Annotated in this window: 22 protein-coding genes; 9 read left to right on the top strand and 13 right to left on the bottom strand. The window is 63.2% G+C overall.

Annotation, left to right across the window (positions count from 1 at the left end):
- Nucleotides 1-254: 254 nt before the first annotated feature.
- The 3 genes from MRBLPB4O_RS10320 to MRBLPB4O_RS10310 all read right to left on the bottom strand — a co-directional run bounded on the left by MRBLPB4O_RS10320 (nt 255) and on the right by MRBLPB4O_RS10310 (nt 4,212).
- Nucleotides 255-1,748 carry an aldehyde dehydrogenase gene (locus MRBLPB4O_RS10320; RefSeq protein WP_341798325.1) on the bottom strand — a complete coding sequence of 498 codons (1,494 nt, stop codon included), beginning with the start codon at nt 1,746-1,748 and terminating at the stop codon, nt 255-257.
- 196 nt (nt 1,749-1,944) lie between these two features.
- Nucleotides 1,945-3,327 (bottom strand): aspartate aminotransferase family protein, encoded by a 1,383-nt coding sequence (locus MRBLPB4O_RS10315; protein WP_028613596.1) that lies wholly within the window; start codon nt 3,325-3,327, stop codon nt 1,945-1,947.
- A 42-nt stretch (nt 3,328-3,369) separates the two neighbouring features.
- On the bottom strand, nt 3,370-4,212 hold the full coding sequence (locus tag MRBLPB4O_RS10310) for a LuxR C-terminal-related transcriptional regulator (protein WP_341798324.1): 843 nt from the start codon (nt 4,210-4,212) through the stop codon (nt 3,370-3,372).
- A 281-nt stretch (nt 4,213-4,493) separates the two neighbouring features.
- Between MRBLPB4O_RS10310 and MRBLPB4O_RS10305 the strand changes: the two genes are divergently transcribed.
- From MRBLPB4O_RS10305 to MRBLPB4O_RS10295, 3 genes are all read left to right on the top strand, one after another.
- On the top strand, nt 4,494-5,876 hold the full coding sequence (locus MRBLPB4O_RS10305; protein ID WP_341798323.1) for an APC family permease: 1,383 nt from the start codon (nt 4,494-4,496) through the stop codon (nt 5,874-5,876).
- A gap of 118 nt (nt 5,877-5,994) precedes the next feature.
- Nucleotides 5,995-7,575: an aldehyde dehydrogenase (NADP(+)) gene (locus MRBLPB4O_RS10300; RefSeq protein WP_341798322.1), complete on the top strand. Its 1,581-nt coding sequence runs from the start codon at nt 5,995-5,997 to the stop codon at nt 7,573-7,575.
- A gap of 204 nt (nt 7,576-7,779) precedes the next feature.
- Nucleotides 7,780-8,715, top strand: coding sequence for a LysR family transcriptional regulator (locus MRBLPB4O_RS10295; RefSeq protein ID WP_341798321.1), 936 nt, complete (start codon nt 7,780-7,782; stop codon nt 8,713-8,715).
- On the opposite strand, the gene MRBLPB4O_RS10290 is transcribed toward MRBLPB4O_RS10295, so the two are convergent.
- Complete coding sequence (locus MRBLPB4O_RS10290) at nt 8,685-9,896, bottom strand: MFS transporter (protein WP_341798320.1); 1,212 nt, start codon at nt 9,894-9,896, stop codon at nt 8,685-8,687. The two genes, MRBLPB4O_RS10295 and MRBLPB4O_RS10290, sit on opposite strands and share 31 nt — an antisense overlap.
- A gap of 194 nt (nt 9,897-10,090) precedes the next feature.
- Here MRBLPB4O_RS10290 and MRBLPB4O_RS10285 point away from each other — a divergent pair, with 194 nt between their 5' ends.
- Both MRBLPB4O_RS10285 and MRBLPB4O_RS10280 read left to right on the top strand, forming a co-directional pair.
- Nucleotides 10,091-11,464 carry an 8-oxoguanine deaminase gene (locus MRBLPB4O_RS10285; protein WP_338746946.1) on the top strand — a complete coding sequence of 458 codons (1,374 nt, stop codon included), beginning with the start codon at nt 10,091-10,093 and terminating at the stop codon, nt 11,462-11,464.
- A gap of 120 nt (nt 11,465-11,584) precedes the next feature.
- The gene (locus tag MRBLPB4O_RS10280; protein ID WP_341798319.1) at nt 11,585-11,767 is read left to right on the top strand and encodes a hypothetical protein; all 183 of its coding nucleotides are present in this window, start codon (nt 11,585-11,587) and stop codon (nt 11,765-11,767) included.
- 56 nt (nt 11,768-11,823) lie between these two features.
- Here MRBLPB4O_RS10280 and MRBLPB4O_RS10275 read toward each other — a convergent pair whose 3' ends face one another.
- The 7 genes from MRBLPB4O_RS10275 to MRBLPB4O_RS10245 all read right to left on the bottom strand — a co-directional run bounded on the left by MRBLPB4O_RS10275 (nt 11,824) and on the right by MRBLPB4O_RS10245 (nt 17,651).
- Complete coding sequence (locus MRBLPB4O_RS10275; RefSeq protein ID WP_341798318.1) at nt 11,824-13,236, bottom strand: MFS transporter; 1,413 nt, start codon at nt 13,234-13,236, stop codon at nt 11,824-11,826.
- Between the two features lie 135 nt (nt 13,237-13,371).
- A complete protein-coding gene (gene aroQ / locus MRBLPB4O_RS10270) occupies nt 13,372-13,809 on the bottom strand; it encodes a type II 3-dehydroquinate dehydratase (protein WP_341798317.1) in 438 nt (145 codons plus the stop codon).
- A 3-nt stretch (nt 13,810-13,812) separates the two neighbouring features.
- A complete protein-coding gene (aroE, locus tag MRBLPB4O_RS10265; protein ID WP_341798316.1) occupies nt 13,813-14,631 on the bottom strand; it encodes a shikimate dehydrogenase in 819 nt (272 codons plus the stop codon).
- The gene (locus MRBLPB4O_RS10260) at nt 14,628-15,860 is read right to left on the bottom strand and encodes a CoA transferase (RefSeq protein WP_341798315.1); all 1,233 of its coding nucleotides are present in this window, start codon (nt 15,858-15,860) and stop codon (nt 14,628-14,630) included. Before MRBLPB4O_RS10260 ends, aroE begins: the two co-directional genes overlap by 4 nt.
- Nucleotides 15,857-16,312, bottom strand: a complete 456-nt coding sequence (locus MRBLPB4O_RS10255; protein ID WP_341798314.1) for a MaoC family dehydratase — start codon at nt 16,310-16,312, stop codon at nt 15,857-15,859. The genes MRBLPB4O_RS10260 and MRBLPB4O_RS10255 overlap by 4 nt, the downstream gene beginning before the upstream one ends.
- Nucleotides 16,309-16,707, bottom strand: coding sequence for a VOC family protein (locus tag MRBLPB4O_RS10250; RefSeq protein WP_341798313.1), 399 nt, complete (start codon nt 16,705-16,707; stop codon nt 16,309-16,311). The genes MRBLPB4O_RS10255 and MRBLPB4O_RS10250 overlap by 4 nt, the downstream gene beginning before the upstream one ends.
- Complete coding sequence (locus tag MRBLPB4O_RS10245) at nt 16,704-17,651, bottom strand: ketopantoate reductase family protein (protein WP_341798312.1); 948 nt, start codon at nt 17,649-17,651, stop codon at nt 16,704-16,706. The genes MRBLPB4O_RS10250 and MRBLPB4O_RS10245 overlap by 4 nt, the downstream gene beginning before the upstream one ends.
- Before the next feature lie 93 nt (nt 17,652-17,744).
- Here MRBLPB4O_RS10245 and MRBLPB4O_RS10240 point away from each other — a divergent pair, with 93 nt between their 5' ends.
- Entirely contained in the window at nt 17,745-18,680 is a 936-nt protein-coding gene (locus MRBLPB4O_RS10240; RefSeq protein ID WP_341798311.1) for a LysR family transcriptional regulator, read from the top strand.
- Here MRBLPB4O_RS10240 and MRBLPB4O_RS10235 read toward each other — a convergent pair.
- The gene (locus tag MRBLPB4O_RS10235) at nt 18,667-19,158 is read right to left on the bottom strand and encodes a GNAT family N-acetyltransferase (protein WP_341798310.1); all 492 of its coding nucleotides are present in this window, start codon (nt 19,156-19,158) and stop codon (nt 18,667-18,669) included. The two genes, MRBLPB4O_RS10240 and MRBLPB4O_RS10235, sit on opposite strands and share 14 nt — an antisense overlap.
- 119 nt (nt 19,159-19,277) lie before the next feature.
- On the opposite strand from MRBLPB4O_RS10235, the gene MRBLPB4O_RS10230 reads away from it, so the two are divergent.
- Together MRBLPB4O_RS10230 and MRBLPB4O_RS10225 are read left to right on the top strand one after the other, a co-directional pair.
- Nucleotides 19,278-19,868 carry a biliverdin-producing heme oxygenase gene (locus tag MRBLPB4O_RS10230; RefSeq protein ID WP_341798309.1) on the top strand — a complete coding sequence of 197 codons (591 nt, stop codon included), beginning with the start codon at nt 19,278-19,280 and terminating at the stop codon, nt 19,866-19,868.
- Nucleotides 19,869-20,048: 180 nt separating this feature from the next.
- Nucleotides 20,049-20,423 (top strand): hypothetical protein, encoded by a 375-nt coding sequence (locus MRBLPB4O_RS10225; RefSeq protein ID WP_341798308.1) that lies wholly within the window; start codon nt 20,049-20,051, stop codon nt 20,421-20,423.
- Between the two features lie 99 nt (nt 20,424-20,522).
- Here MRBLPB4O_RS10225 and MRBLPB4O_RS10220 read toward each other — a convergent pair whose 3' ends face one another.
- Entirely contained in the window at nt 20,523-20,681 is a 159-nt protein-coding gene (locus MRBLPB4O_RS10220) for a DUF2986 domain-containing protein (protein ID WP_341798307.1), read from the bottom strand.
- A gap of 204 nt (nt 20,682-20,885) precedes the next feature.
- Here MRBLPB4O_RS10220 and MRBLPB4O_RS10215 point away from each other — a divergent pair, with 204 nt between their 5' ends.
- The gene (locus tag MRBLPB4O_RS10215; RefSeq protein ID WP_341798306.1) at nt 20,886-22,640 is read left to right on the top strand and encodes a phosphoethanolamine transferase CptA; all 1,755 of its coding nucleotides are present in this window, start codon (nt 20,886-20,888) and stop codon (nt 22,638-22,640) included.
- The last annotated feature ends 131 nt before the right edge of the window (nt 22,641-22,771 follow it).

Here is a 22,771-nt window from a genome sequence, read left to right as displayed (position 1 = left end):
CAAGTAGCCCTGGTCCATCTTGGCAGCAGTGTAGAGCGCGCGTGGGCTTTCTGCCGAGATGACAAAAAATTAACCTGGGCCAGTAAAAGCCGCACAGCCGTCACATAAGCTTCAAACCCGCTGTTCCAGCATGACCAACGCCCCGACAATCAGCGCCTGCATGCCCTCAGGCAACTCCACTTCCCTCTCTGATCGCTCTGCGGCCCTTTCGCGACACAAGCCGCTTCTGCAACCGACCAGGTGCTCTGCGAACCTCAGGCGCGCAGCTGGTACCAGGTGGTCTTGAGCTGCGAATACTTGTCGAACGAATGCAACGACAGGTCGCGCCCGAACCCCGACTGCTTGCCACCGCCGAAGGGCACCGTCACATCCAGCGCGTCGACCGTGTTCACCGACACGGTACCGGCTTTCAACGCCCGCGCTACCCGGTGCACCTGGTTGAAGTCATCGCTCCACATCGAAGCCGCCAGGCCATAGATACTGTCGTTGGCCAGGCGCACCGCTTCTTCTTCCGTGTCGAAGGCGCTGACTGCCAGCACCGGCCCGAACACTTCCTCCCGCGCCAGGCTCATGCGGCCATGGACACCGGCAAAAATGGTCGGCTCGATGTAGTTGTCCGACCCTTCGATGGTCAGGCGCCGACCGCCACACACCAACCGTGCGCCCTCTTGCCCGGCGCGCACAATGGCGGCTTCGATGCGGCCGGTTTGTTCGGCATCGACAATGGCACCAGCACGGCTCGCCGGGTCCAGCGGGTTGCCCGGCAACCACTGGCGGGCTTTGGCTTGCAGGCGCTCGACAAATTCGTCATGGATGGAGCGCTGCACGTACAGCCGCGAGTTGGCCGAACACACTTCGCCCTGGTTGAAGAAAATACCGAATGCGGCCTTTTCCGCCGCCAGGTCCAGGTCCTGGCAGTTTTCGAACACCAGGTTGGGGCTCTTGCCGCCGCACTCCAGCCACACCTGCTTGAGGTTGGACTGCGCCGAGTACTGCATGAAGTACTTGCCCACCTGGGTGGAGCCGGTGAACACCAGGCAGTCCACATCCGGGTGCAGGCCCAGCGCCTGCCCAGCCTGCTCGCCCAAGCCAGGCACCACGTTCAGCACGCCTTCCGGCACACCGGCTTCCAGCGCCAGCTGGGCCAGGCGCAGGGCCGAGAACGGTGATTGTTCGGCAGGTTTGAGCACCACGCTGTTACCGGCAGCCAGCGCCGGGGCGAGCTTCCAGGCGGCCATGTCGAGCGGGAAGTTCCATGGCACCACTGCAGCGACCACGCCGAGGGCTTCGCGGGTGATGGTGGCCAGCGCATTGGCAGCAGTGGGCGCCACCTGGTCATACAGCTTGTCCAGCGCCTCGCCGTACCAGGCGAACACATGGGCCGAGCCCGGCACGTCGATGTTGTAGGCGTCCATCACCGGCTTGCCCATGTTCAGCGAGTCAAGCAACGCCAGTTCTTCGCGATGGGCCATGATCAGCTCGGCCAGGCGCAGCAGCACCTTCTTGCGCTCGCCTGGGGCCATGCGCGGCCAGGGGCCTTGTTCGAAGGCCCGACGTGCGCTGGCCACGGCAAGGTCGACCTCGGCCTGGCCGCAGGCGGCGACCTGGGCCAGTACGGTGTTGGTTGCGGGGTTGATGGCGGCGAACGTGGCGCCATCCTGTGCGTTGACGGGTTTGCCGTTGATCAGCGCCTGGGATGGCAGGTACAGGTCCGAGGCGCGTTGTTGCCAGAATTCGAGGGTGTACATTTGTACTCCAGGCGACCGCGGTGGCGATCATTTTTGCGGAAGTAACAGGTACCACACAGTCCGCAAGCGCGCCTCGCCTCCTCTGTGGGAGCGGGCGTGCCCGCGAATCAGGCGACACGGAGGATGGCACCGGCTTCGCCGGTGTTCGCGGGCATGCCCGCTCCCACAGGGGAAACCGGTTGCCCTTGGCAACGGCTTAGAGCTTGCCAACCAACCGAGCGGTGCGGTCCACGGCAATGCGGGTTTTCTCCACCAGCTCATCCAGCTCGCTGTGGTTGGCGATCAAGGCCGGTGCCATGATCATCCGGCCCAGGGTCGAGCGAATGATCACCCCTTCCTCGAAACCAAAGGTGCGGCATTGCCAGGCCAGGTCGTTCTCGTTGGCGAAGCGTTTGCGCGTCGGCTTGTGCTCGGCGAACTGCAACGCTGCCACCAAGCCGGCCCCCTGCACCTGGCCGATCAACGGGTGGTCGGCGAACACCTCGCGCAGGATGCGCTGCAGGTACGGCCCGGTGTCATCCTTCACCTGGGTGACGATGCCTTCGTCGCGCAGCGCCTTCAGGTTGGCAATCGCCACCGCCGCCGCCACCGGGTGGCCGGAATAGGTCAGGCCGTGGGCAAACACCCCGCCACGTTCCACCAGCGCCTCGGCAATACGCTTGCTCAGCACCAAGCCACCCATGGGCACATAGCCGCTGGTCAGGCCCTTGGCGATCGACAGGGTGTCGGGCTCGAAACCGAAGTATTCATGGGCAAACCACTCGCCGGTGCGGCCAAAGCCACCAATCACCTCATCGGCGCACAACAGCACGTCATACTGGCGGCAGATGCGCTGGATTTCCGGCCAGTAGCTTTCCGGCGGGAAAATCATGCCGCCTGCGCCCTGGAACGGCTCGGCGATAAAGCCGGCAACATTCTCGGCGCCCAGTTCCAGGATCTTTTCCTCCAGCTGCAAGGCGCAGCGGCGGCCGAACTCGGCCGGGGTCAGCTCGCCCCCCTCGGCGTACCAGTACGGCTCATCGATGTGCGCAACATCCGGGATCAGCCCGCCCATTTCGTGCATGAACTTCATGCCGCCCAGCGCCGTAGCCGCCAGGGTCGAGCCGTGGTAACCGTTCCAGCGGCCAATCATGACCTTCTTGTTCGGCTGGCCGACCACTTGCCAGTAGCGGCGTACGGTACGGATCAACACTTCGTTGGCTTCAGAGCCGGAGTTGGTGTAGATCGCATGGCTGTAGTGGCCGGGCAGCAGGCTGAACAGCAGCTCGGACAGTTCGATCACCGCCGGGTGGGTGGTGTGGAAAAACATGTTGTAGTAGGCCAGCTGGTCCATCTGCGTGGCGGCAGCGACAGTCAGGTCGCGGCGCCCGTAGCCGAGCTGGGTGCACCACAGGCCAGACATGCCATCCAGGTAGCGCTTGCCCTCGCTGTCCCACAGGTGCAGGCGTTCGCCACCGACGATCACCCGCGGGCCTTCGGCATTCAGCGCCTTCTGGTCGAGGAAGGCATGGATATGGTGCGCGGCATCGGCTGCCTGGTAGTCGCGGGTCTGGCGTTGCGGGGCGAAAGGCGCATTCATTGTTGGTTTTCCTTTGCGGTGGGGTTGCAGGGTGGCTGTCGCTCAGCGCAGCTTGCCCATGTAGCTTTCCAGCGGGTCCTTGCCCAGCACGCCCTGCGCATTGGCCAGCGCGTCGATGAACAGGGAAAACAGCTCGGACTGGGTGCCGATGTCGAGCTTGGCGTAGACGTTCTTGCGGTGCGACTTGATGGTGTCTTCCGACACGCCCAGGCGCTCGGCCAGCGACTTGGTCGAGTGGCCACGCAGGATCAACTGGGCGATACGGCACTCACGCTCGGTCAGCAGCGAGCTGCCAAAGTTGTTCAGCGCCGCGTGGATGCGTTGTTCGAGGATGTTCTCGAAGCGCCCGGCGCGGCTGTCCAGCCCGGCGAAGTGCTTGCTCAGCACCGCCAGCACCCAGGGCGTGATGCGCCCGTACAGCTCGCGGCTGTGTGCATCCAGCTTCTCGGTGAACGCCAGCGACACCGCCAGGCTCTGCCCAGGCGCAACCTGCAGGATGTAGTTGAGCTCATCCTCCAGGTGCGAGTGCCGGTAGAACGACTGGTAGTACTCGCTGACCTCGAAATGGTCGGGTGCCACTTCGAACAACCCATAGCACCCCGACGCTACCTGCTCCACACAGGCACCGTAGAACGGGTCGAGCAGGTAGAAGCCGGACAAGTAGCGGCTGACATTGCCCTCAGGCTGCCAGGGCGCCTTGTCGTCCTGCTCGAACAGCGCACAAGGCATGCCGTCGTGCGGGTACAGGTACACCGTGGTCGCCTGGATCGGCCGGATAACGCCAAGTGCGGCAAACAGGTTGGCGGCAAAGCCCGGTCGGCCGATTGCCTCGGTGACCTTGGCCAGGTGCTCGAACCACTGTTCTGAAAGCAATTGATTAGTCACTGTGGGCCTGCCGTTTCTATTCAGTGGCACCGCCGCCAGTGCGGTGCGTTGTTGACCAGATACTCCCACGCCACTGCAGGCGCCGAAATCACCCTTTGGGGTGAGCCGGGCGAGGCTGTACCCGCTCACCCCAAAGGGTGATTCCGGGTACCTGCAGGGTGTGGGAGCATCAACCCACCCCAGCGCTGCGAGCCTTCCGCTCGACCTCCTTGCACTTCACCCACCGGTAACGAGCCTGCTCGCGTACTGCGGTGTCTTGCATCCCCTTCCAGGAGTTAGCAATGCATACAACAACAAGTACAGCCCATAGCCCCTCACATGACACCGCCGCGCATCCCGGCGCCAACACCGGCCGCTTCCGCAAGTCCATGGGGCTGACTGCCCTGGTCCTGTTCGGCCTGGCCTACATGGTGCCCCTGGCCGTATTCACCACCTACGGGCTGGTCACCCAGATGACCAAAGGGCACCTGCCCACCGCCTACCTGCTCACCCTCGCCGCCATGCTGCTGACTGCCTACAGCTATGGCCGCATGGTCCAGGCCCACCCCTACTCCGGCTCGGTCTACACCTATACGCGCAAGGCCTTCGGCAGCCACATCGGCTTTATTACCGGCTGGACGCTGCTGCTCGACTACATCTTCCTGCCGCTGCTCAGCTACCTGCTGATCGGCATCTACATGTCGGAATACTTCCCGGCCATCCACGCCTGGGTGTGGGTGGCAGGCTCCATTGCCCTGGTCACCTTCCTCAACCTGATCGGCATCGAGTCCATCACCCGGGTCAACTGGATCCTGGTGGTGGTGCAGCTGGTGTTCATCGTCGTCTTCGTCGCCCTGTCCGTGCTCAAGCTCAGTGGGCAGGCGGAGCCGGTGTCGCTGCTGGCGCCCTTCCACCACGAAGGCTTCAGCGTGCCGCTGATCATGACCGGCGCTGCCGTACTGTGCCTGTCCTTCCTGGGGTTTGATGCCGTCTCGACCATGGCCGAAGAAACGACCAACCCGACCTACCGCATTCCGGTGGCGATCCTGACGGTTTCGCTGATCGGCGGCTTGCTGTTTCTGGTGGTGTCGTACTGCGCGCAGATGGTGTTCCCCGACTGGGGCAGCTTCGCCGACCCGGATTCGGCCTCGGTGGATGTGATGCGCCGTGTCGGCGGCGAACTGCTGGTAACGGCCTTCACTGCCACCTACGTGGCCGGCTGCTTCGCCTCGGCCATGGTGTCCCAGGCCAGCGTGTCGCGCGTGCTGTTCGCCATGGGCCGCGACGGCGCGTTGCCGCGGGCGTTCGGCCAACTGGTGACGAAAAAACGCGTGCCAGCCACTGCCATCCTGGTGGTCAGCCTGCTGTCGCTGATCGCCCTGGTGATCACCCTCGACACCGTTGCCAACATGATCAGCTTTGGCGCGCTGTTCGCCTTTTCGGCGGTGAACCTGGCGGTGGTCAAGCACTACCTGGTCGACCAGAAACTGCGCGGTGGCCGCAACTACCTGCTGTACGGCGCCATCCCCGGCCTGGGCTTCCTCAGCACGCTGTGGCTGTGGAGCAGCCTGACCAGCCTGTCGTTCACCATCGGCCTGTGCTGGATGGGCATGGGCCTGGTGGTGCTGATGGGGCTGACCCGCGCGTTCCGGGTGAAGCTGCCGGAATTGCAGATGGCGGAGTGACGCTACACGCTGGGTGATAACTGGTCGTTATCACCCGATCCGCATTAATCATTATTCAGCCCCCCGTTCGCCACCTACAGTCCCGGTGCAACGACTGTCATTGCCAACGGGAAACGAAATGTCCATCGAACATCGCCTGAACCATATCGCCGGCCAACTCAGCGGCAACGGTGACGTGCTGCTGAACAGCGTCGACGCCCACACCGGCGAGCCGCTGCCTTACGCCTTCCACCAGGCGACCGGCGACGAAGTAGAGGCTGCCGTGCAGGCCGCCGACGCCGCCTACCCCGCCTACCGCACCACCAGCCCGGCCCAGCGTGCCGCTTTCCTCGACGCCATTGCCAACGAGCTGGACGCACTGGGTGACGACTTCATCCAGCATGTGATGCGCGAAACCGCGCTGGCCGAAGCCCGCATCCGTGGCGAACGCAGCCGTACCAGCAACCAGCTGCGCCTGTTTGCCGAGGTGGTACGCCGAGGCGATTTCTACGCCGCACGCATCGACCGTGCCCAGCCCCAGCGTACCCCGCTGCCGCGCCCGGACCTGCGCCAGTACCGCATCGGCGTGGGCCCGGTGGCCGTGTTCGGTGCCAGTAACTTCCCGCTGGCCTTCTCCACCGCTGGCGGTGACACCGCCTCGGCGCTGGCCGCTGGCTGCCCGGTGGTGTTCAAGGCCCACAGCGGGCACATGCTTACTGCCGCCCATGTGGCTGGTGCCATTGACCGCGCGGTGGCCAGCAGCGGTATGCCGGCAGGTGTTTTCAACCTGATCTACGGTGCCGGCGTGGGCGAAGCGCTGGTCAAGCACCCGGCCATCCAGGCGGTCGGTTTCACCGGCTCGCTGCGCGGTGGCCGCGCCCTGTGCGACATGGCGGCGGCACGCCCGCAGCCGATCCCGGTGTTTGCCGAAATGAGCAGCATCAACCCGGTGATCGTCCTGCCTCAGGCGCTGCAAGCCCGTGGCGAGCAGGTAGCCAGCGAACTGGCCGCCTCGGTGGTGATGGGTTGCGGGCAGTTCTGCACCAATCCGGGCCTGGTGGTAGGCATCCAGTCGCCGCAATTCGCGCTTTTCCTGCAAACGTTGGTAGCCCGCATGGCCGACCAGGGCCCCCAGACCATGCTCAACGCCGGCACCCTGCGCAGCTACCAGAACGGTGTCCAGCACCTGCTGGCACACCCGGGTATCCAGCACCTGGCCGGGCAGCCACAAACCGGCAACCAGGCCCAGCCGCAGCTGTTCAAGGCAGACGTAAGCCTGTTACTGAACGGCGACCCGCTGTTGCAGGAGGAAGTGTTCGGCCCGACCACCGTAGTGGTGGAGGTGGCCGATGCCGAGCAACTGGCCGAAGCGCTGCGCCACCTGCAGGGCCAGCTGACCGCCACCCTGATTGCCGAGCCTGATGACCTGGAGGCCTTTGCCTCGCTGGTGCCGTTGCTGGAGCGCAAGGCCGGGCGCCTGCTGCTCAACGGCTACCCGACCGGTGTAGAGGTTTCCGATGCAATGGTGCATGGCGGACCTTACCCGGCCACCTCCGACGCACGCGGCACCTCGGTCGGTACCTTGGCCATCGACCGCTTCCTGCGCCCGGTTTGCTTCCAGAACTACCCCGATGCACTGCTGCCGGATGCGTTGAAAAACGGTAACCCGCTGAGGATTGCGCGGTTGCTCGATGGCGTAAGCAGCCGCGACGCGGTGTGATAGGGAGCCTGCTGAGCAGGCACGGTGCAACTTAGCCGTGCCAGGCGTGCAGGCTGCCGCATACCCTCGAAAGCTCACACGGCCAATGGGGGAGCCGGCCTGCGCGAAGAGGCCGTTACAGGCGCAGGCCATTGATGAAATTTCATTGTCAGAATTCACTATGCTCCACTGACAATGGAACTCAATTCATCAACAAGGCCAGCCATGTACTCCTCCGAACGCCTTAAAGGCATCGACGTATTCGTTGCCGTCGCTGATCTGGGCAGCTTCACGGCAGCCGCAGAGCGGCTCAACCTCACCAGCTCGGCCATCAGCAAGAGCGTGGCCCGGCTGGAGGCCCGCCTGGGCACACGGCTGTTCAACCGCACCACACGCACCTTGTCGCTCAGCGAGGCTGGCGTCATCTTCTACCGTACCTGCACCTCGGTCCTGGCCGACCTGGAAGAGGTCGAGCACGCACTGGTCGCCAGCGACAACGAACCCCATGGCAAAATCCGGATAGAACTGCCAGCCTCCTACGGCCGCCTGCATGTGCTGCCCTTGATTCTGGACTTCATCCGCCTGCACCCATTGCTGCAACCGCACGTGTCTTTCTCTGACCGTTTTGTCGACCCGGTGCACGAAGGTATCGACATCGTGGTGCGAATCGGTGGCCCGGATGCTTGGCCGGCCGCACTTGGCCACCAGTACTTCGGTGCCCAGCGCCTGATGTTCTGTGCCGCACCCGCCTACCTGGAAAAGCACGGCGTGCCACAAGACGAACGCGACCTGGAATACCACCACTGCGTCGGCTATGGCCATACCGATGGCATGGTCAGCCCCTGGCTGTTCAAGGGCCGCCAACCTGGCGAAATGGAACGACGCAGCGTACAACCCCGCATCGCGGTGGGGGACGGTGAAGGGGAAGTTGCAGCAGTGCTGGCCGGTCATGGTATCGGCCAGCTACCAACCTGGCTGACCCAGCAACACCTCGATCAAGGGCGGCTGGTCGAAGTGTTGCCCGCGCTGGCCACCGACGGCCTGCCAATGAATCTGGTATGGCTCAAAAGCCGCGAGGGGCTACCCAAGGTCCGCGCCCTGCTCGACTACCTGCTGCCTCGGCTGGCGCCTCATGGTACCCGGGCCAGCGATGCGCGCTGATGCGCAAGGCCGCCGACCAGCGGCACAAGCCCCAGCGCCACCACGGCCACGCCTGCGGCTACGTAGCCCAGGTATTCGATACCCAGGCCAGGGATGGTCAAGCCACCGAGGACGGCGCCCAGGCCAATGCCCGCATTGGCCGCCGACACATTGGTGCTACCGGCCAAAGCCTGGGCATGCGTCACAGACCCCATCACCCGTACCTGGCTGATGGGGTATAGCGCGGTGTTGGCCACACCCCACACCCCCAGTGCCAGGCAGAACACCAGGCCTGCATGGGCCAGCGGCACGATCGCCGCCATGCCGATGGCCAGCAGCAGCAGAAACAGCGCCGTTGCCCTGAGCGGTGAACGGTCCACGACCCGTCCACCGATCCAGTTGCCGAGCAGGCCCACCGCGCCAAAGCCCATCAGCCACCAACCGGTATGCGCGGGTGGTACACCCGCAACCCGCTGCAGCAGCTCGGCCAGGTAGCTGTAGCCTGTGAACATTGCGGTGAACACCACCACCGAAAGCAGGACATTGGCGAGGAAATAGCGCTCCTTGAAAATGCGTGCCTGCTGCATGAAGTCGACTTTTGCCGCGCGGGCAACGTGCGGCATCCACACCCACATGGCCAGCGCCATCAGCAATGACAGCGCGGCCAGTATCCAGAATGCGCCACGCCAACCCACGGCATTGGACGCCACGGTGCCCAGCGGAATACCCAGCAACATCGCCGCCGAGATGCCCAGGTACACCTTGGAAATGGCTTGCCCTGCTTTATCAGGCCCGGCCAACTGGCCGGCCGTTTCACTGGCCGTGCCCCAGAACACCGGCAACGCCAGTGCCGGGACGACCCGGGCAATGGCCAGCACCCAGAAACTGGTCGAGGCCGCAGCCAATGCATTGGCTGCGGCAAATACCAGCAGAATGGTGATGAATAAACGCTTGCGGTCCAGGTGCGCCAATGCCGCTGTCAAGAACGGGCCGGCAAGCATCACAGTAAAGGCAAACAGCGTGACCAACTGCCCCGCCATCGAAATGGAAACCCCAAGGTCCTGGCTGAGCGCGGGCAACAAGCCGACAATCAGGAACTCGGTGGTCACGATCAAGAAGGCCGAAAAGGCAAGGACCGCGACGCTGATTGCAGCAATACGGCCAGTGGGAGTAGCCCCAAGGCGGGATTCAAAAGCAGACATCGAAACAGGCTCCAGAAAAGATCCTGCCAGTCTATTGATAAATTAAATTCCTATTTTTGGTTATTTTTCACGAATTGAATGAATCAAAATCATTAATAGCACTTGAGTGTATACAACTTACTGGGTTCCTGATTACATTATCCCTCGCCTACGACCTCGGTAATCGCCAAGGCGTATTGCAACGGGCTTAAGCCATGTTATCTGCAACCGGTAAGAAAACCCTCCTCGTCAAAAACGCTGCACTTCTGGTCACCATGGACGGCGAACGCCGCGAGATCAAGAACGGCGGACTGTACATCGAAGACAACCTGATCAAACAAGTCGGCCCCACCGATACCCTGCCACAACAGGCCGACGTCATCCTCGACATGGCCGGCAAAGTGGTCATCCCAGGCCTGGTCAACACCCACCACCACATGTACCAGAGCCTCACCCGCGTGGTGCCAGCAGCCCAGGACGGCGAGCTGTTCAACTGGCTGACCAACCTGTACCCGATCTGGGCACGCCTCACCCCCGAAATGATCGCGGTGTCGACCCAGACCGCCATGGCCGAACTGATCCTGTCGGGCTGCACCACCTCCAGCGACCACCTGTACATCTACCCCAACGGCTGCAAGCTCGACGACAGCATCCACGCCGCCGCCGAGATCGGCATGCGCTTCCACGCCGCGCGCGGCAGCATGAGCGTGGGCCAGAGCCAGGGTGGCCTGCCGCCTGATTCGGTGGTGGAAAAGGAAGCTGACATCCTCAAGGAGTCCCAGCGCCTGATCGAGGATTACCACGATGCCAGCCACGGCTCGATGCGCCGCATCGTGGTAGCGCCGTGCTCGCCCTTCTCGGTCAGCCGCGACCTGATGCGTGAAGCCGCCGTGCTGGCGCGCCAGTACGGGGTGTCGCTGCACACCCACCTGGCCGAAAACGTCAACGACATCGCCTACAGCCGCGAGAAGTTTGGCATGACCCCTGCCGAGTACGCCGAGGACCTCGGCTGGGTCGGCCACGACGTATGGCATGCCCACTGCGTGCAGCTCGACCAGCACGGCATCGAGCTGTTCGCCCGCACCGGCACCGGCGTCGCCCACTGCCCATGCTCGAACATGCGCCTGGCCTCGGGCATTGCCCCGATACGCAAGATGCGCGACCACGGCGTACCGGTGGGCCTTGGGGTCGACGGCTCTGCCTCCAACGACGGCGCCAGCATGATCGGTGAAGTGCGCCAGGCCCTGCTGCTGCAGCGGGTAGGCTTCGGCCCCGACGCCATGACCGCCCGCGAAGCACTGGAAATCGCCACCCTCGGCGGCGCCAAGGTGCTCAACCGCAATGACATCGGCGCCCTTGCCCCGGGCATGGTGGCCGACTTCGTCGCCTTCGACCTCGGCCACGTCGCCTATGCCGGTGGCCACCACGACCCGCTGGCGGCACTGGTGTTCTGCACCCCGACCCAGGTGCACACCAGCGTGATCAACGGCCGCGTCGTGGTGAAGGACGGCCAGCTGGCCACCGTCGACCTGCCACGCGTGCTGGAGCGCCACAACCAGTTGGCACACCAGCTGGTCAGCGGCAACTGATGTACCCGGGCTGCTGCGGCCAAAGCCGGTTGCAGTAGCCCACACCTCCCATTCAAAACTCAACGAATGCGACTGAGACCGTGCTGTTAGACGCATAAATAACAAAGCGAGCTACTCACCATGACCTCTCCCGCTTCACCTCGTCCGGAAGACGAATCGCTGGCCACCGAGCACCTCGGCGTGCGCATCGAGCCCATGCCACAGCTTGCGGCCCAGGCGCTGGCGCTTGATGGCGTTGTCAAGCTACGCGATACCTTGCAGAGTTGCATTGCCTGTACCGCCCATGTCACCGGCCAGATTTAGCGCGGGCTATGTGGGAGCTGGCTTGCCGGCGATGGGGTGCGAAGCAGCCCCAGGTTTCAGGTGCGCAGGACCTGCTCCCCGGCATTGCTCGGCAAGCGAATGGCATCCGCCAACGCCACGCAGGCAATCAACGCAACGCCAATCAACGCCCAGTGGAAGTCGCTGACTGTCATCTCGCCTTCGCCGCCCCGCACCATCATCGCCACGCGCAACAGCAGTGCCACCACCGCCACACCCAACGCCATCGCCAGCTGGAAGCACATGCTGAACAGCGTCGAAGCCTCGCCCATCTGCTGCTTGGGCACTTCGGCAAAACCGACAGCGTTGTACGTGGTGAACTGCATCGAGCGCGAAAGCCCGCCCACGAACAACACCACGGCCATCCAGTACCACGGCATGCCTTGCTGCAAGCCCAGGCAGGCCAGAATGCAACCAACCCCGATCAGCCCGTTGACCAGCAACACGCGGCGGAAACCATAGCGGCGCAGCAACCCGGTGGTAAACGGCTTCATCGCCAGGTTGCCGGCGAAGATCGCCAGTACCAGCAGCCCGGCATCCACTGGCGACAAGCCGAAACCAATCTGCAGCAGCAACGGGATCAGGAACGGCAAGGCGCTGATCGACAGGCGGAACAAGGTCCCCCCCACGATGCTGACCCTGAACGTGGGAATAGACAGGGTATCCAGTGGCAATAGCGGCGAAGCATGACGCCGGCAATGGCGAATTGCCAACCAAGTCAGCAAGCCGCCCAGCGACACCAGTCCCAGCCCGGCGCCCAAGCTGCCACCCGCCAGCGAGCCAAGCATTTCCAGGCCGACTAGCCACGCTGCACAGGACGATGCCAGGAAAACGAACCCCAGCGTGTCGAAACGGCGTTTTTCATCTGACCGCGCATTCGGAATCAGTACCCAGGCAGCCGCAATGGCCAGCAACCCGAGGGGGATGTTCAGGTAGAAGATCCAGGGCCACGACCAATGCGTGACGATCAGGCCGCCGAGTGGCGGGCCCAATACGGGCGCCACCAGGCCGGGCCAGGTGATCACTGCGAGCATTTTCACCAGGTCCTTCTTCTCGGTCGTGCGCAGCACCACCAGCCGGCCCACAGGTACCATCAGGGCACCGCCAATGCCCTGAAGCACCCGGGCGGCGACGAAGGTTTCCAGGGTCGGGGCCATGCCGCACAGCAACGACGCCACGGTGAACAGGCCGATGGCCCCGGCAAATACCTGTCGCGGTCCGAAGCGGTCGGCCACCCAGCCACTGAGCGGAATGAACACCGCAACTGCCAACAAGTAGGCACTGATGCCGATGTTCAGGCTGACAGCGCTTTCACCGAAGTCACTGGCCATTTGCGGCAAGGCCGTGGCAATCACGGTGGCGTCGAGGTTTTCCATGAAGAAGGTGATAGCGACCAGCAAGGCGATGCACGTGGCTTGGCGGGGGGTGTTGGTTGTTGCCAGGCTGGCCAAGGTTACAAATCCTTCTGGTGGGTCATGGGGCTCTGTCGCGTCGGGACGCTACCGGGACCTGAGCAAACCGCTCATCCTGCGGGAGCGGGTTAACCCGCGAACACCGGCACAGCCGGTGCCATGCAACGCGAACGTTCAGATCATCTTCATGGCCGCACGCAATGCCAGCAGGTAGGTCTCGACGCCAAACCCGCAGATCTGCCCGCGCACCACTTCGGCAAATACCGAATGATGTCGGAACGGCTCCCTAGCATGGATGTTGGACATATGTACTTCAACCACCGGCGCTTCGAGAATGGCCAATGCGTCACGAATACCATAGCTGTAATGGGTCCATGCCCCGGCATTGATCAGCACCGCATCCACCCGGCCCTCAACGGCCTGGTGGATACGTTCGCACAGGGCACCTTCGAAGTTGGTCTGGAAGCTCTCGACCCTCGCCCCCAGCTCTTCTCCCAGCGCCTGCAAGGCCTGATCAATGTCGGCCAGGGTCGCGGAGCCGTATTGGCGCGGGTCGCGCTTGCCGAACATGTTGTGGTTGATGCCGTGCAGCATCAGGACATTGGCGGCCATGGCTCACTCCAGCGGGATCGTCAGGCGATCGATCACAGCACGGGTTTCGGGCCGTATCCCTCGCCACCAGGCAAACGCCTCTGCGGCCTGTTCGACCAGCATGCCCACGCCATCAGCAACCCGTGCCACACCGGCCTCCCGCGCCAGGTGCAGGAACGGCGTGAGGCCTTTGCCATACGCAAGCTCATAGGCCAGCCGCGTCTCGCCCAGTACCGCGCCAGGTAACGGCGGCAGTTCCCCGACCAGGCTGGCGGAAGTGGCGTTGACCACGATGTCGAAGGTTTGCCCTTGCAGCGCTTCGTATCGGCTGATACGCAACCTCGGGTGATCCAGTTCGTTTCGCAAAGCAAGGGCTTTGCTCATGTCGCGGTTGGCAATCACCAGCTCGCTGGGCCCCGCCTGCAGAAAGGGCAAAAGTGACCCACGTACTGCACCACCGGCACCGAGCAGCAACACGCGGCGGTTGCGCAGCGGTTCACCGAGGTTGTCTTCGATGTCGCGCAGCAACCCGATACCATCGAAGTTTTCGGCCACGATGCAGCCATCTTCGAACTTGAGTGCGTTGGCAGCACGGGCCAATTGCGCACGCTCACTGCGCCGGTCAGCCAACTCGAAGGCGCGCAGCTTGAACGGCGCAGTGATGTTCATGCCCAGCCCGCCGTCACCGCGAAACTGCAGCACCTGGGCCTCGAAGCCTTCCAACGAGCCCTCGATGGCTCCATATTCCAGGTGCTGGCCGCTGGCCTGGGCGAACAGGCCATGAATCAGCGGTGACTTGGTATGGTTGATCGGCCGGCCGATCACTGCGTAACAGTCGCTCATCGTGCATCTCCGTGGGTAAACAGCACACCGTCTGCCTGCATGGCGGTGATTTCTTCAGGGCTGAAGCCAAGCGCCGCGGCCACTTCGGCATTGTGCTGGCCGAGGTCCGGGGCCACTTGGTGGATCGTGGTGTCACAGTCGGAAAAGCGAAACGGCAGGTTGGGCAGGCGCAAGGTGCCATAGCGCGGGTGCTGCTGCTCGATGACCATATTGCGCGCCTGGATTTGCGGGTCGGCCAGCACCTCGTCGATGCGCTGGACCTTGGCACTGGGGATATCGATGGCGTCGAGCAGGGCGAGGATGTCAGCCACCGAACGCGCGCCCACCCAATCACGGACCACTGCCAGAATCGCCTCGCGGTGGGCATTGCGGCCGTTGAGGCTGTGGTAACGGCTGTCGTTGCCAAAACCTGCAGGGCCGCCGTTGGCTTCGAGCATGGCTGCAAAACGCTGCCAGGCATCATCGACCTGGGCAGCAATCACCAGGTCGCCATCCGCGGCGCGGAATACGCCATACAAGGTGGACGTGGGCATGTCATGGCCGGTCTGCTCGGGCAGCACAGTGCCGTCGGACAGCGTGAAACACTGCACGGCGTATTCATGCATCGACACCAGCGTGTCGTACAGGGCCATGTCGATGTGCTGGCCGCGACCACTGCTCACCCGCCCCAGCAACGCCGCGTTGATAGCCGCGACAGCGTGGATGCCGGTGTACATGTCGCCCAGCGAAATGCGCAGCAGTGGCGGCGCTTCACCCGGCACGCCGACCATCTGCATGATCCCGCTCTTGGCTTCGGCAATAAGCCCGAAGCCGGCGCGATGGGCATCCGGGCCGGTGTGGCCGTAGGCGGAAATCGAGCAATACACCAGGCGCGGATTACGCGCCGACAGCTCGGCATGGCCCAACCCAAGCTTGTCCAGCGCGCCCGGCCGGTAGTTCTCGATGAACACATCGGCCGAGTCGGCAAGGCGCTGCATGAAGGCTTTGCCGCGCGGGTCCTTCATGTTCACGCTGACGCCCTGCTTGCCCATGTTCAATTGCAGGAAGTAGCCACTCTGCTGATCGTCCAGGGTAAACGCGTGCTGGCGGCCGGCATCGCCGCTACCCGGTCGTTCGACCTTGATCACTTCGGCGCCCAGCGCCGCCAGGCAACGCCCGACATAAGGGCCGGCAAGGAAGTGGCTGTAATCGATGACGCGGATACCCGCCAATGGCAATGCCTGGCTCATGCCTGCACCCTCCGCGGCACCATCAACCGGTGCTCGCCACGCTGCACGACCTGCCCATGCTGGTTGATCAGTTCCGATGGCAGCACCACGATGCCCCAGCCTGGGCGGCTGTTGCTCGGGCGCATCGCACCCACGCGCATGCGCACGTGCAGCACATCGTTGACCTTGATGGGTAACACGAAGTCCCAGGTCCAACCCAGCGACATGCCCGGCAGGAAGCGGTAGGCGCACTGGGTCTTCAAGCCATCTGCAATCGAAAGGCCGAACAGGCCATGGGCGACCAGGCAGCCGAAGTGGCTGGCATTGGCGTAGGCCTCGTCCACATGCACCGGGGTGTGGTCACCGGTCAGCTCGGCGTAGGCCAGGATACGCTCGCGGGTCACGGTGTAGGTCGGGCTGATGCACTCATCGCCTTCGCGGGCATCGTCCCAGTACTTTTCAATCACGCTCATGCCTGTACCTCCGCGCGTGGGTCAATCGCCAATGCCTGCGCGACACAGGCCCTGGGCAGCGCCTGGATGAATTCCACTGCCAGACCATCAGGCAGGCGCAACCAGTTGCGGCCCTGGGGCATTTCGCTGACACCGAAGCGCTGCGCCGCAGCCAGCGCCGCCTCCAGGTCTTCGCACATGATGCCCAGGTGCGCCATGCGCCCTTCCGGGCCGTCGAAATCGGGCTGATGGATGAATTGCAGGCCTCCCATCGTCCAGTACTGAACGGGCTGCTCGATGCTGCCCTGCACTTCGCGCAGGGTCATGCCACACACTTCACTGAAAAAGCGGATGTGCCACTGGATGTCACGCACCCAGAAGGCGACGTGTTCGAGGTAGGCTTTTGGCTGGCTCATGCGTTGTCCCTTTTCTGGTGATCGGCCATCGCGCGCTCGATGCCCTTGATACAGGCCACCAAGGTGGCGTTGACGGGTGTAGCGACGCCATGACGCTGGCCCCAGCGCACGACGGAGCCGTTGATGAAGTCGATTTCGGTGACCGAGCCTTTTTCCAGGCTTTGCAGCATCGAGGTACGGAAACTCGATGGCAGACCTTCGGCAGCCAGATGCCAGGCGGCATCGGGACTGTTCAGGCTCAAACGGATACCGGCGCTGCGGGCCACGGCGATGGCCTCGGCCACGGCGGCCTTGGCCGTTTGCTCCAGCAAAGGCTCGTTGTAGAGCTGGCCATAACTGAGCATGGTGATACCGCTGAGCGCGCCGGTAGCGACATTGACCAGCAGCTTGTCCCACATGGTGCCGAGGATGTTGTCGCTGACCGTGGTGGCCAGCCCGGCAGCGTTGAAGGCTTCGGCGATGGCCTGCACGCGGGGTGTCAGTTGCCCGTCCAGCTCGCCGATGTATGTGTGTTTGCCCGCCACGCCAGCACGGATCGACCCCGGTGCCAGCAGCACACCGCCCACATAGGTCTTGCCAGCCAGTACTCGCTGCGGCCCGACCACCTCGGCCAGAATGTCCTCGTGCCCCAGGCCGTTCTGCAGCGACAGCACCAGCGTTTGCGGGCCGAGCAGCGCCGTGGCACCGGCAATCGCTTCGGCGGTGTGGAACGACTTCACCAGCACCACGACCAGGTCAGTCACGCCCACGTGGTTGGCATCGGTGGTGGCATTGACACGCACTTGCCGCTCGCCGTGTTCGTCCTGCACCTGTAAACCGTGCAGGTTGATGGCTTCGACGTGCTCGCGGCTACGGTTGAGCAGCCAGGTTTGGTGCCCTGCCTCGCTCAATGCCGCGCCAATCGCGCAGCCCAGGGCGCCGGCACCCAGAATGCAGATTTTCAAATCGCAGACCTCCAGTGGTTTGCGATTACCTTATGCAGGGCAGCTCATTGGGGCTATACAATGACCTTAATACGCCCATTGAGATTTACAATAATGAGTGCCGCCGACGTACTGCCTGAACCTAAGCTGCTGCAACTGTTCGACCTGCTTTATCACTGCCGCAGCGTCACCCGCGCAGCAGAACAGTTAGGCCAGAGCCAGCCAACCGTCAGCATCTGGCTAGCCCGCCTGCGTCAGCAACTGAACGACCCGTTATTCGTACGCACCCCAGGTGGTATGGCCCCAACTCCGCGCGCCGACCAGTTGATCGGGCCTTGTCGCGAGGTGCTTGAATCACTGCGTCGGCTGACGGCTTGGGAACCACAGTTCACCCCTGCCACTGCGCAGAGGCGCTTTCGCCTGTGTGTCAGCGATGCCAGCCATATCACCTTGCTACCCAGTATTCTCAACCACCTGCGCAACCATGCCCCAGGCATTCGCCTGGAGGCAGCGCGCATCGACGGCAATAGCGAAAGTGCCCTGGAGTCGGGCGAGGCCGACCTGGCCATTGGCTTTGTGCCCTGGCTGGGTGGCGGGATGTACCAGCAGGTATTGTTCGAGCAGGACTGGGTGTGCCTGAGCAACCGCCAGCACCCGCGCCTGGCACACGGCATGGACGTGGCCCGTTACCACGCCGAGGGCCATGTACAGATCAGCGCGGGGACCGGCCAGAAGTTGCTGGAGGCCGGCCTGGCCCGGGCCGGTATCGAACGCCGGATCGTGCTGGAGCTACCAGGGTTTCTGGGGCTGGGGATGATCGTCGGCAGCACCGACCTGGTCGCCACTCTGCCAAGGCATATCGGCCACACCCTTGCCGACATGCATGACCTGCAGGTACACGATTGCCCATTTGCGGTAGAGGGTTTCACTGTAAAACAGCACTGGCATGCGCGCTACCACCAGGACAGCGGCAACCGCTGGCTCAGGGAAGTGATCCACGGCCTGTTCGGTCGACCGGCCGGACATATTCGTGTGGTTACAGCGCCATGACCATCTCATGCCAAGCCATGCCGCCATGATCCGACGGCGACGGTTTCACGTACTGATACCCCATCTTCTGGTACAGCGCCACATGCTGCTGCTTGCACATCAGGTGAATGGTCTGCTTGCCCGAGGCCTTCATGCGGGCGATGAATTCGTCCATCATGCGCTTGGCGTAACCATTGCCCTGGTGCACCGGGTCCACCACCACCGACATGATCACCACGTTCGGTGCTGCCGGGTCATGGCCGATCAGTTCCTTGAAGTCTTCATCAGACATGACGACTTCGTGGGCGCAACCGCTATTGATGAAGCCAACGATCTCACCTGCGTTTTCCAGGATCAGGAAGCCTTGCGGATACTGCGCGATGCGGGTGCGGATCTTCTCCAGCGTGGCCGCTTCATCCCCTTCATAGGCGCCGATTTCAATGGCGTAGCAGCGCTCGGCGTCTGCAACAGTGGGGGTGCGGAACTGCGGGGTATTCATGGCTGACTCCTTGGAAACGTGAAAGCGTCAGGCATGGTAAACCAGTAGCGTTGTGCTTGCCGCCTACCTGGGATGGCACGCATCATGGGCGCATTGCCTACTCGCTCACGGAAACGCCTATGACCGCTGCCCTACTCCCTCTCACAGCGCCAGGACGCTGCAAACGCCTGAAAGCGGCCAGCAGCAGCGACCATGACAACGTCGACGAACTGGTGATGGCGGCGCGACCTTTCGAGAGCCGTGAGCGTTATGGCCACTTCCTGCAGGTACAGCACCGCTTTCACGGCAGCCTGCTGGCGCTGTATCAGGACGAGCAGCTGAACCGGTGGCTGCCGGGGCTGGTTGAGCTGTCGCGTTTTGCCGCAGTCGAGGAAGACCTGCTCGATCTGGGTCTGCCGCTGCCAACGCCTCCCCAACCGGTCAGTGCCAGCCCGGCCCAGGCCCTGGGGTGGCTGTATTGCAGTGAAGGCTCCAACCTGGGTGCAGCGTTCCTGTTCAAGCAGACCCAGCGCCTGGGCCTGAATGGCAATGAGGGTGCCCGCCACCTGGCGCCGCACCCCGATGGTCGTGCACTGCACTGGCGCGAGTTCGTGGCCAGGCTTGATGGCCTGGTGCTGGACGAGGAGGAAGAAGCAGAAGTTGTGACGGGGGCGATTGCTGCGTTCGACAGTTATCGGGCACACCTGCGAGAAGTGTTCGCAGGCCAATGAGCATAGGGTATGTACAGGGGTAATCAGGCGTCAAAAGTTCTACAAGTTGTTGCTGCAGCGAACTTTTTCCCGTTTACCGGTCTATCTGGGAGGCACAGAAAGGTAGCGGCACGCGAGACAAGGTTCGCCCCACACCTGCTGGCCAGATGGCTCAATTGTTATCAGAGGTTGGCTTCGCTCATGAAAATACATGTCGCAAGGTTGGTGCTGCTCGGCCTGTTCTCGTTCGCGGCGGTGGGCACGGCATCGGCAACACAAATGAAAGCACCGGTGGCGCCGGCACCGGCCGTTCAGTCACCGTTGCAGCCTGCCGGCAGCCCGTGGTCGAGGGTGGCCAGCGTGGCAGATACACAGCCCGCCACGCTGCTGGCGCACGACGACGACCGCTGGCATGACCACAGAAGCGACTGGCGCCGTGAGCAGTGGCGGCGCGAGCAAGCCCGGCGGGACTGGGAGCGGCGGCGTGACTGGGAACGGCGCCGCGATTGGGAGCGCCGCCATGAGCGGGCCATGCACCAGCGCCACCATGACGACTACCGATATTACCGCCGTTGACCATCACGCCTGATGCGGGTCGCACGCTCTGTGGGACAGCGGTCTGGTGCTGCTTGATCTGGCCTCATCGCCGGCAAGCCAGCACCCACAGGTACAGCGTCAGCTTAGCGCTGCATCAGGGGTATCCCCCGCCGCCTCTGCTTCCATCTTCAAGCGGTCTGCCTTGCAGATGTACTTGGGCTTGCGCGGCGCCAGTTTGGCATTGGCTTTTTTGGCATGCGCGTCCAATAGCTGCTTGATCTTCTTACGACGGTTCATAGTCCACAGGGCCTGTCAGTGCGGTTTTGCTGACCACATCATACCTGTGCGGCCTGCGCATTGCGCCAGTAAACATGGCGCTGGGGTACCCGCCGGCCCCTATTCCTCGCCACCTTGACGTTATTTTCACACGCCGCAGATTAGCGTCACGCCCTTTCAGGTCACGGGCACATCCGCTGGCCTCCAAGGTACGACGAGGCATACGTGTCACACACTACATCCCCCGCTGCGCACACGCGCGTGGACTGGGCCGGCCTGGGCTGGCTGCTGCTGTTCTTCTGGTACTTCTCCGGCGTCACCCAGGCGTTGCTGTTGTTCAGCGGCACTACCGGCTTTGCCGGTTTTCGCGATGCGTTCTTCCTCAGTAGCCTGTGGCTGGCCCCGGTGCTGCTGCTGCCCCGCTTCACCCGCGCCACGGCGGCCGTCATCGGCCTGGTGCTTTGGGCTGCATCGCTGGTGGGCTTGAGCTACTTCGGCATTTATCGCCAGGAGTTCTCGCAAAGCGTCATCTTCGTGATGTTCGAGTCCAACACCGCTGAAGCCGGTGAGTACTTCAGCCAGTACTTCAGCGTGTGGCTGGGCTTGGCGCTGCTGCTGTACACGCTGGTGGCGCTGCTGCTGTGGAAGCGCGTGCGCCCGGTAAGCCTGCCCCTGCGCAGGCGCCTGCCGGTGGTGGCCCTGTTGCTGGTCGCCAACCTGGTGTACCCGTTCTACAAGCAGATGGTGACGCAGGAGCGCAACTTCGCCGATGCCGCCGAAAAAGTGCAGCAGCGCATGGAGCCCGCAGTGCCCTGGCAACTGCTGGTCGGCTACCGTCAGTACCTTCAGCAACTGGACAACATGCAGAAGTTACTGGCGCAGAACGCCGCGTTGCCGCCCCTGCAAAACCTGCGTGACAGCAGCGGTACGGCGCCACGCACGCTGGTGCTGGTGCTGGGCGAGTCCACGACCCGCGAGCACATGCACCTGTATGGCTACAACCGCGACACCACGCCCAACCTCGACGCGCTGGCCGCCAGCGACAAGGGGCTGACGGTGTTCCGCGACGTGGTATCGCCGCGCCCGTACACCATCGAAGTGATGCAGCAGATCCTCACCTTTGGCAACGAGCAGAACCCGGACCGTTTCCTAACCGACCCGTCACTGATCAACCTGATGAAACAGGCAGGCTACAAGACCTTCTGGATCACCAACCAGCAGACCATGACCAAGCGCAACACCATGCTGACCACGTTCTCGCAGCAGACCGACGCGCCGGTATACCTGAACAACCAGCGCAACCAGAACGCCAGCCAGTACGATGACGTGGTGCTGGCGCCGTTCGAGAAGGCCCTGCAAGACCCTGCGCCGAACAAGTTCATCATCGTGCACCTGCTGGGCACGCACATGGACTATCGCTTTCGCTACCCGAACGACTACGCGCACTTCACCGACAGCCAGGGCGTACCGAAAGAGCTGACGCCAGACCAGGTAGAAACCTACAACTTCTACGACAACGCGGTGCGCTACAACGACTACGTGGTATCGAGCCTGATCAAGCGTTACTCGGCCGGCAGCCCCAATGGCTTCCTGCTGTACCTGTCCGACCATGGCGAAGACGTGTACAGCTCCGGCAACCACGACCGCCTGGGGCGCAACGAAGGCGCGCCGACCCGGCCGATGTACACCATCCCGTTCCTGCTGTGGACCTCGCCCAGCTGGCAGGCCGAGCACCCACGTGATTTGCAGGCCATGGCCAACCGCCCTTACAGCAGCTCGCACCTGATCCATACCCTGTCCGACCTGGCCGGGCTGAGCTATGACCGCTTCGAGCCGGCCAAGAGCCTGGTGAGCCCGCAATTTGTGGTGGCACCGCGCTGGATTGGCGACCCGTACCGCAAGGATGGCTTGCGCGAGTTCGACCACCTGCCGTTGGACAAGCCCGAGCGGGTGCAGGAAACAGCCAGTAATCGCCAGTAGATCGCCACGTGTAGGAGCAGCCTTGTGCTGCGAACAGGCCGGTATTGGAGGCATACGGATGTGTGGCCTGTACCGGCCGCTTCGCAGCACAAGGCTGCTCCTACCAGAATCGCGATAGGCCGTAGGCCGCA

It is taken from the genome of Pseudomonas sp. LPB4.O, from assembly GCF_038383825.1.
GTDB classification, from domain to species: Bacteria; Pseudomonadota; Gammaproteobacteria; order Pseudomonadales; family Pseudomonadaceae; genus Aquipseudomonas; species Aquipseudomonas putida.
This window is presented reverse-complemented; position numbering and strand designations above follow the sequence as displayed.

What these genes read in the sequence shown, in the direction of transcription:
- MRBLPB4O_RS10320 (WP_341798325.1), bottom strand. Translation starts at nt 1,748, where the DNA reads ATGTACACCCTCGAATTCTGGCAACAACGCGCCTCGGACCTGTACCTG.
- MRBLPB4O_RS10315 (WP_028613596.1), bottom strand. Translation starts at nt 3,327, where the DNA reads ATGAATGCGCCTTTCGCCCCGCAACGCCAGACCCGCGACTACCAGGCA.
- MRBLPB4O_RS10305 (WP_341798323.1), top strand. Translation starts at nt 4,494, where the DNA reads ATGCATACAACAACAAGTACAGCCCATAGCCCCTCACATGACACCGCC.
- MRBLPB4O_RS10300 (WP_341798322.1), top strand. Translation starts at nt 5,995, where the DNA reads ATGTCCATCGAACATCGCCTGAACCATATCGCCGGCCAACTCAGCGGC.
- MRBLPB4O_RS10295 (WP_341798321.1), top strand. Translation starts at nt 7,780, where the DNA reads ATGTACTCCTCCGAACGCCTTAAAGGCATCGACGTATTCGTTGCCGTC.
- MRBLPB4O_RS10290 (WP_341798320.1), bottom strand. Translation starts at nt 9,896, where the DNA reads ATGTCTGCTTTTGAATCCCGCCTTGGGGCTACTCCCACTGGCCGTATT.
- MRBLPB4O_RS10285 (WP_338746946.1), top strand. Translation starts at nt 10,091, where the DNA reads ATGTTATCTGCAACCGGTAAGAAAACCCTCCTCGTCAAAAACGCTGCA.
- MRBLPB4O_RS10280 (WP_341798319.1), top strand. Translation starts at nt 11,585, where the DNA reads ATGACCTCTCCCGCTTCACCTCGTCCGGAAGACGAATCGCTGGCCACC.
- aroQ (WP_341798317.1), bottom strand. Translation starts at nt 13,809, where the DNA reads ATGGCCGCCAATGTCCTGATGCTGCACGGCATCAACCACAACATGTTC.
- aroE (WP_341798316.1), bottom strand. Translation starts at nt 14,631, where the DNA reads ATGAGCGACTGTTACGCAGTGATCGGCCGGCCGATCAACCATACCAAG.
- MRBLPB4O_RS10260 (WP_341798315.1), bottom strand. Translation starts at nt 15,860, where the DNA reads ATGAGCCAGGCATTGCCATTGGCGGGTATCCGCGTCATCGATTACAGC.
- MRBLPB4O_RS10255 (WP_341798314.1), bottom strand. Translation starts at nt 16,312, where the DNA reads ATGAGCGTGATTGAAAAGTACTGGGACGATGCCCGCGAAGGCGATGAG.
- MRBLPB4O_RS10250 (WP_341798313.1), bottom strand. Translation starts at nt 16,707, where the DNA reads ATGAGCCAGCCAAAAGCCTACCTCGAACACGTCGCCTTCTGGGTGCGT.
- MRBLPB4O_RS10240 (WP_341798311.1), top strand. Translation starts at nt 17,745, where the DNA reads ATGAGTGCCGCCGACGTACTGCCTGAACCTAAGCTGCTGCAACTGTTC.
- MRBLPB4O_RS10235 (WP_341798310.1), bottom strand. Translation starts at nt 19,158, where the DNA reads ATGAATACCCCGCAGTTCCGCACCCCCACTGTTGCAGACGCCGAGCGC.
- MRBLPB4O_RS10230 (WP_341798309.1), top strand. Translation starts at nt 19,278, where the DNA reads ATGACCGCTGCCCTACTCCCTCTCACAGCGCCAGGACGCTGCAAACGC.
- MRBLPB4O_RS10225 (WP_341798308.1), top strand. Translation starts at nt 20,049, where the DNA reads ATGAAAATACATGTCGCAAGGTTGGTGCTGCTCGGCCTGTTCTCGTTC.
- MRBLPB4O_RS10220 (WP_341798307.1), bottom strand. Translation starts at nt 20,681, where the DNA reads ATGAACCGTCGTAAGAAGATCAAGCAGCTATTGGACGCGCATGCCAAA.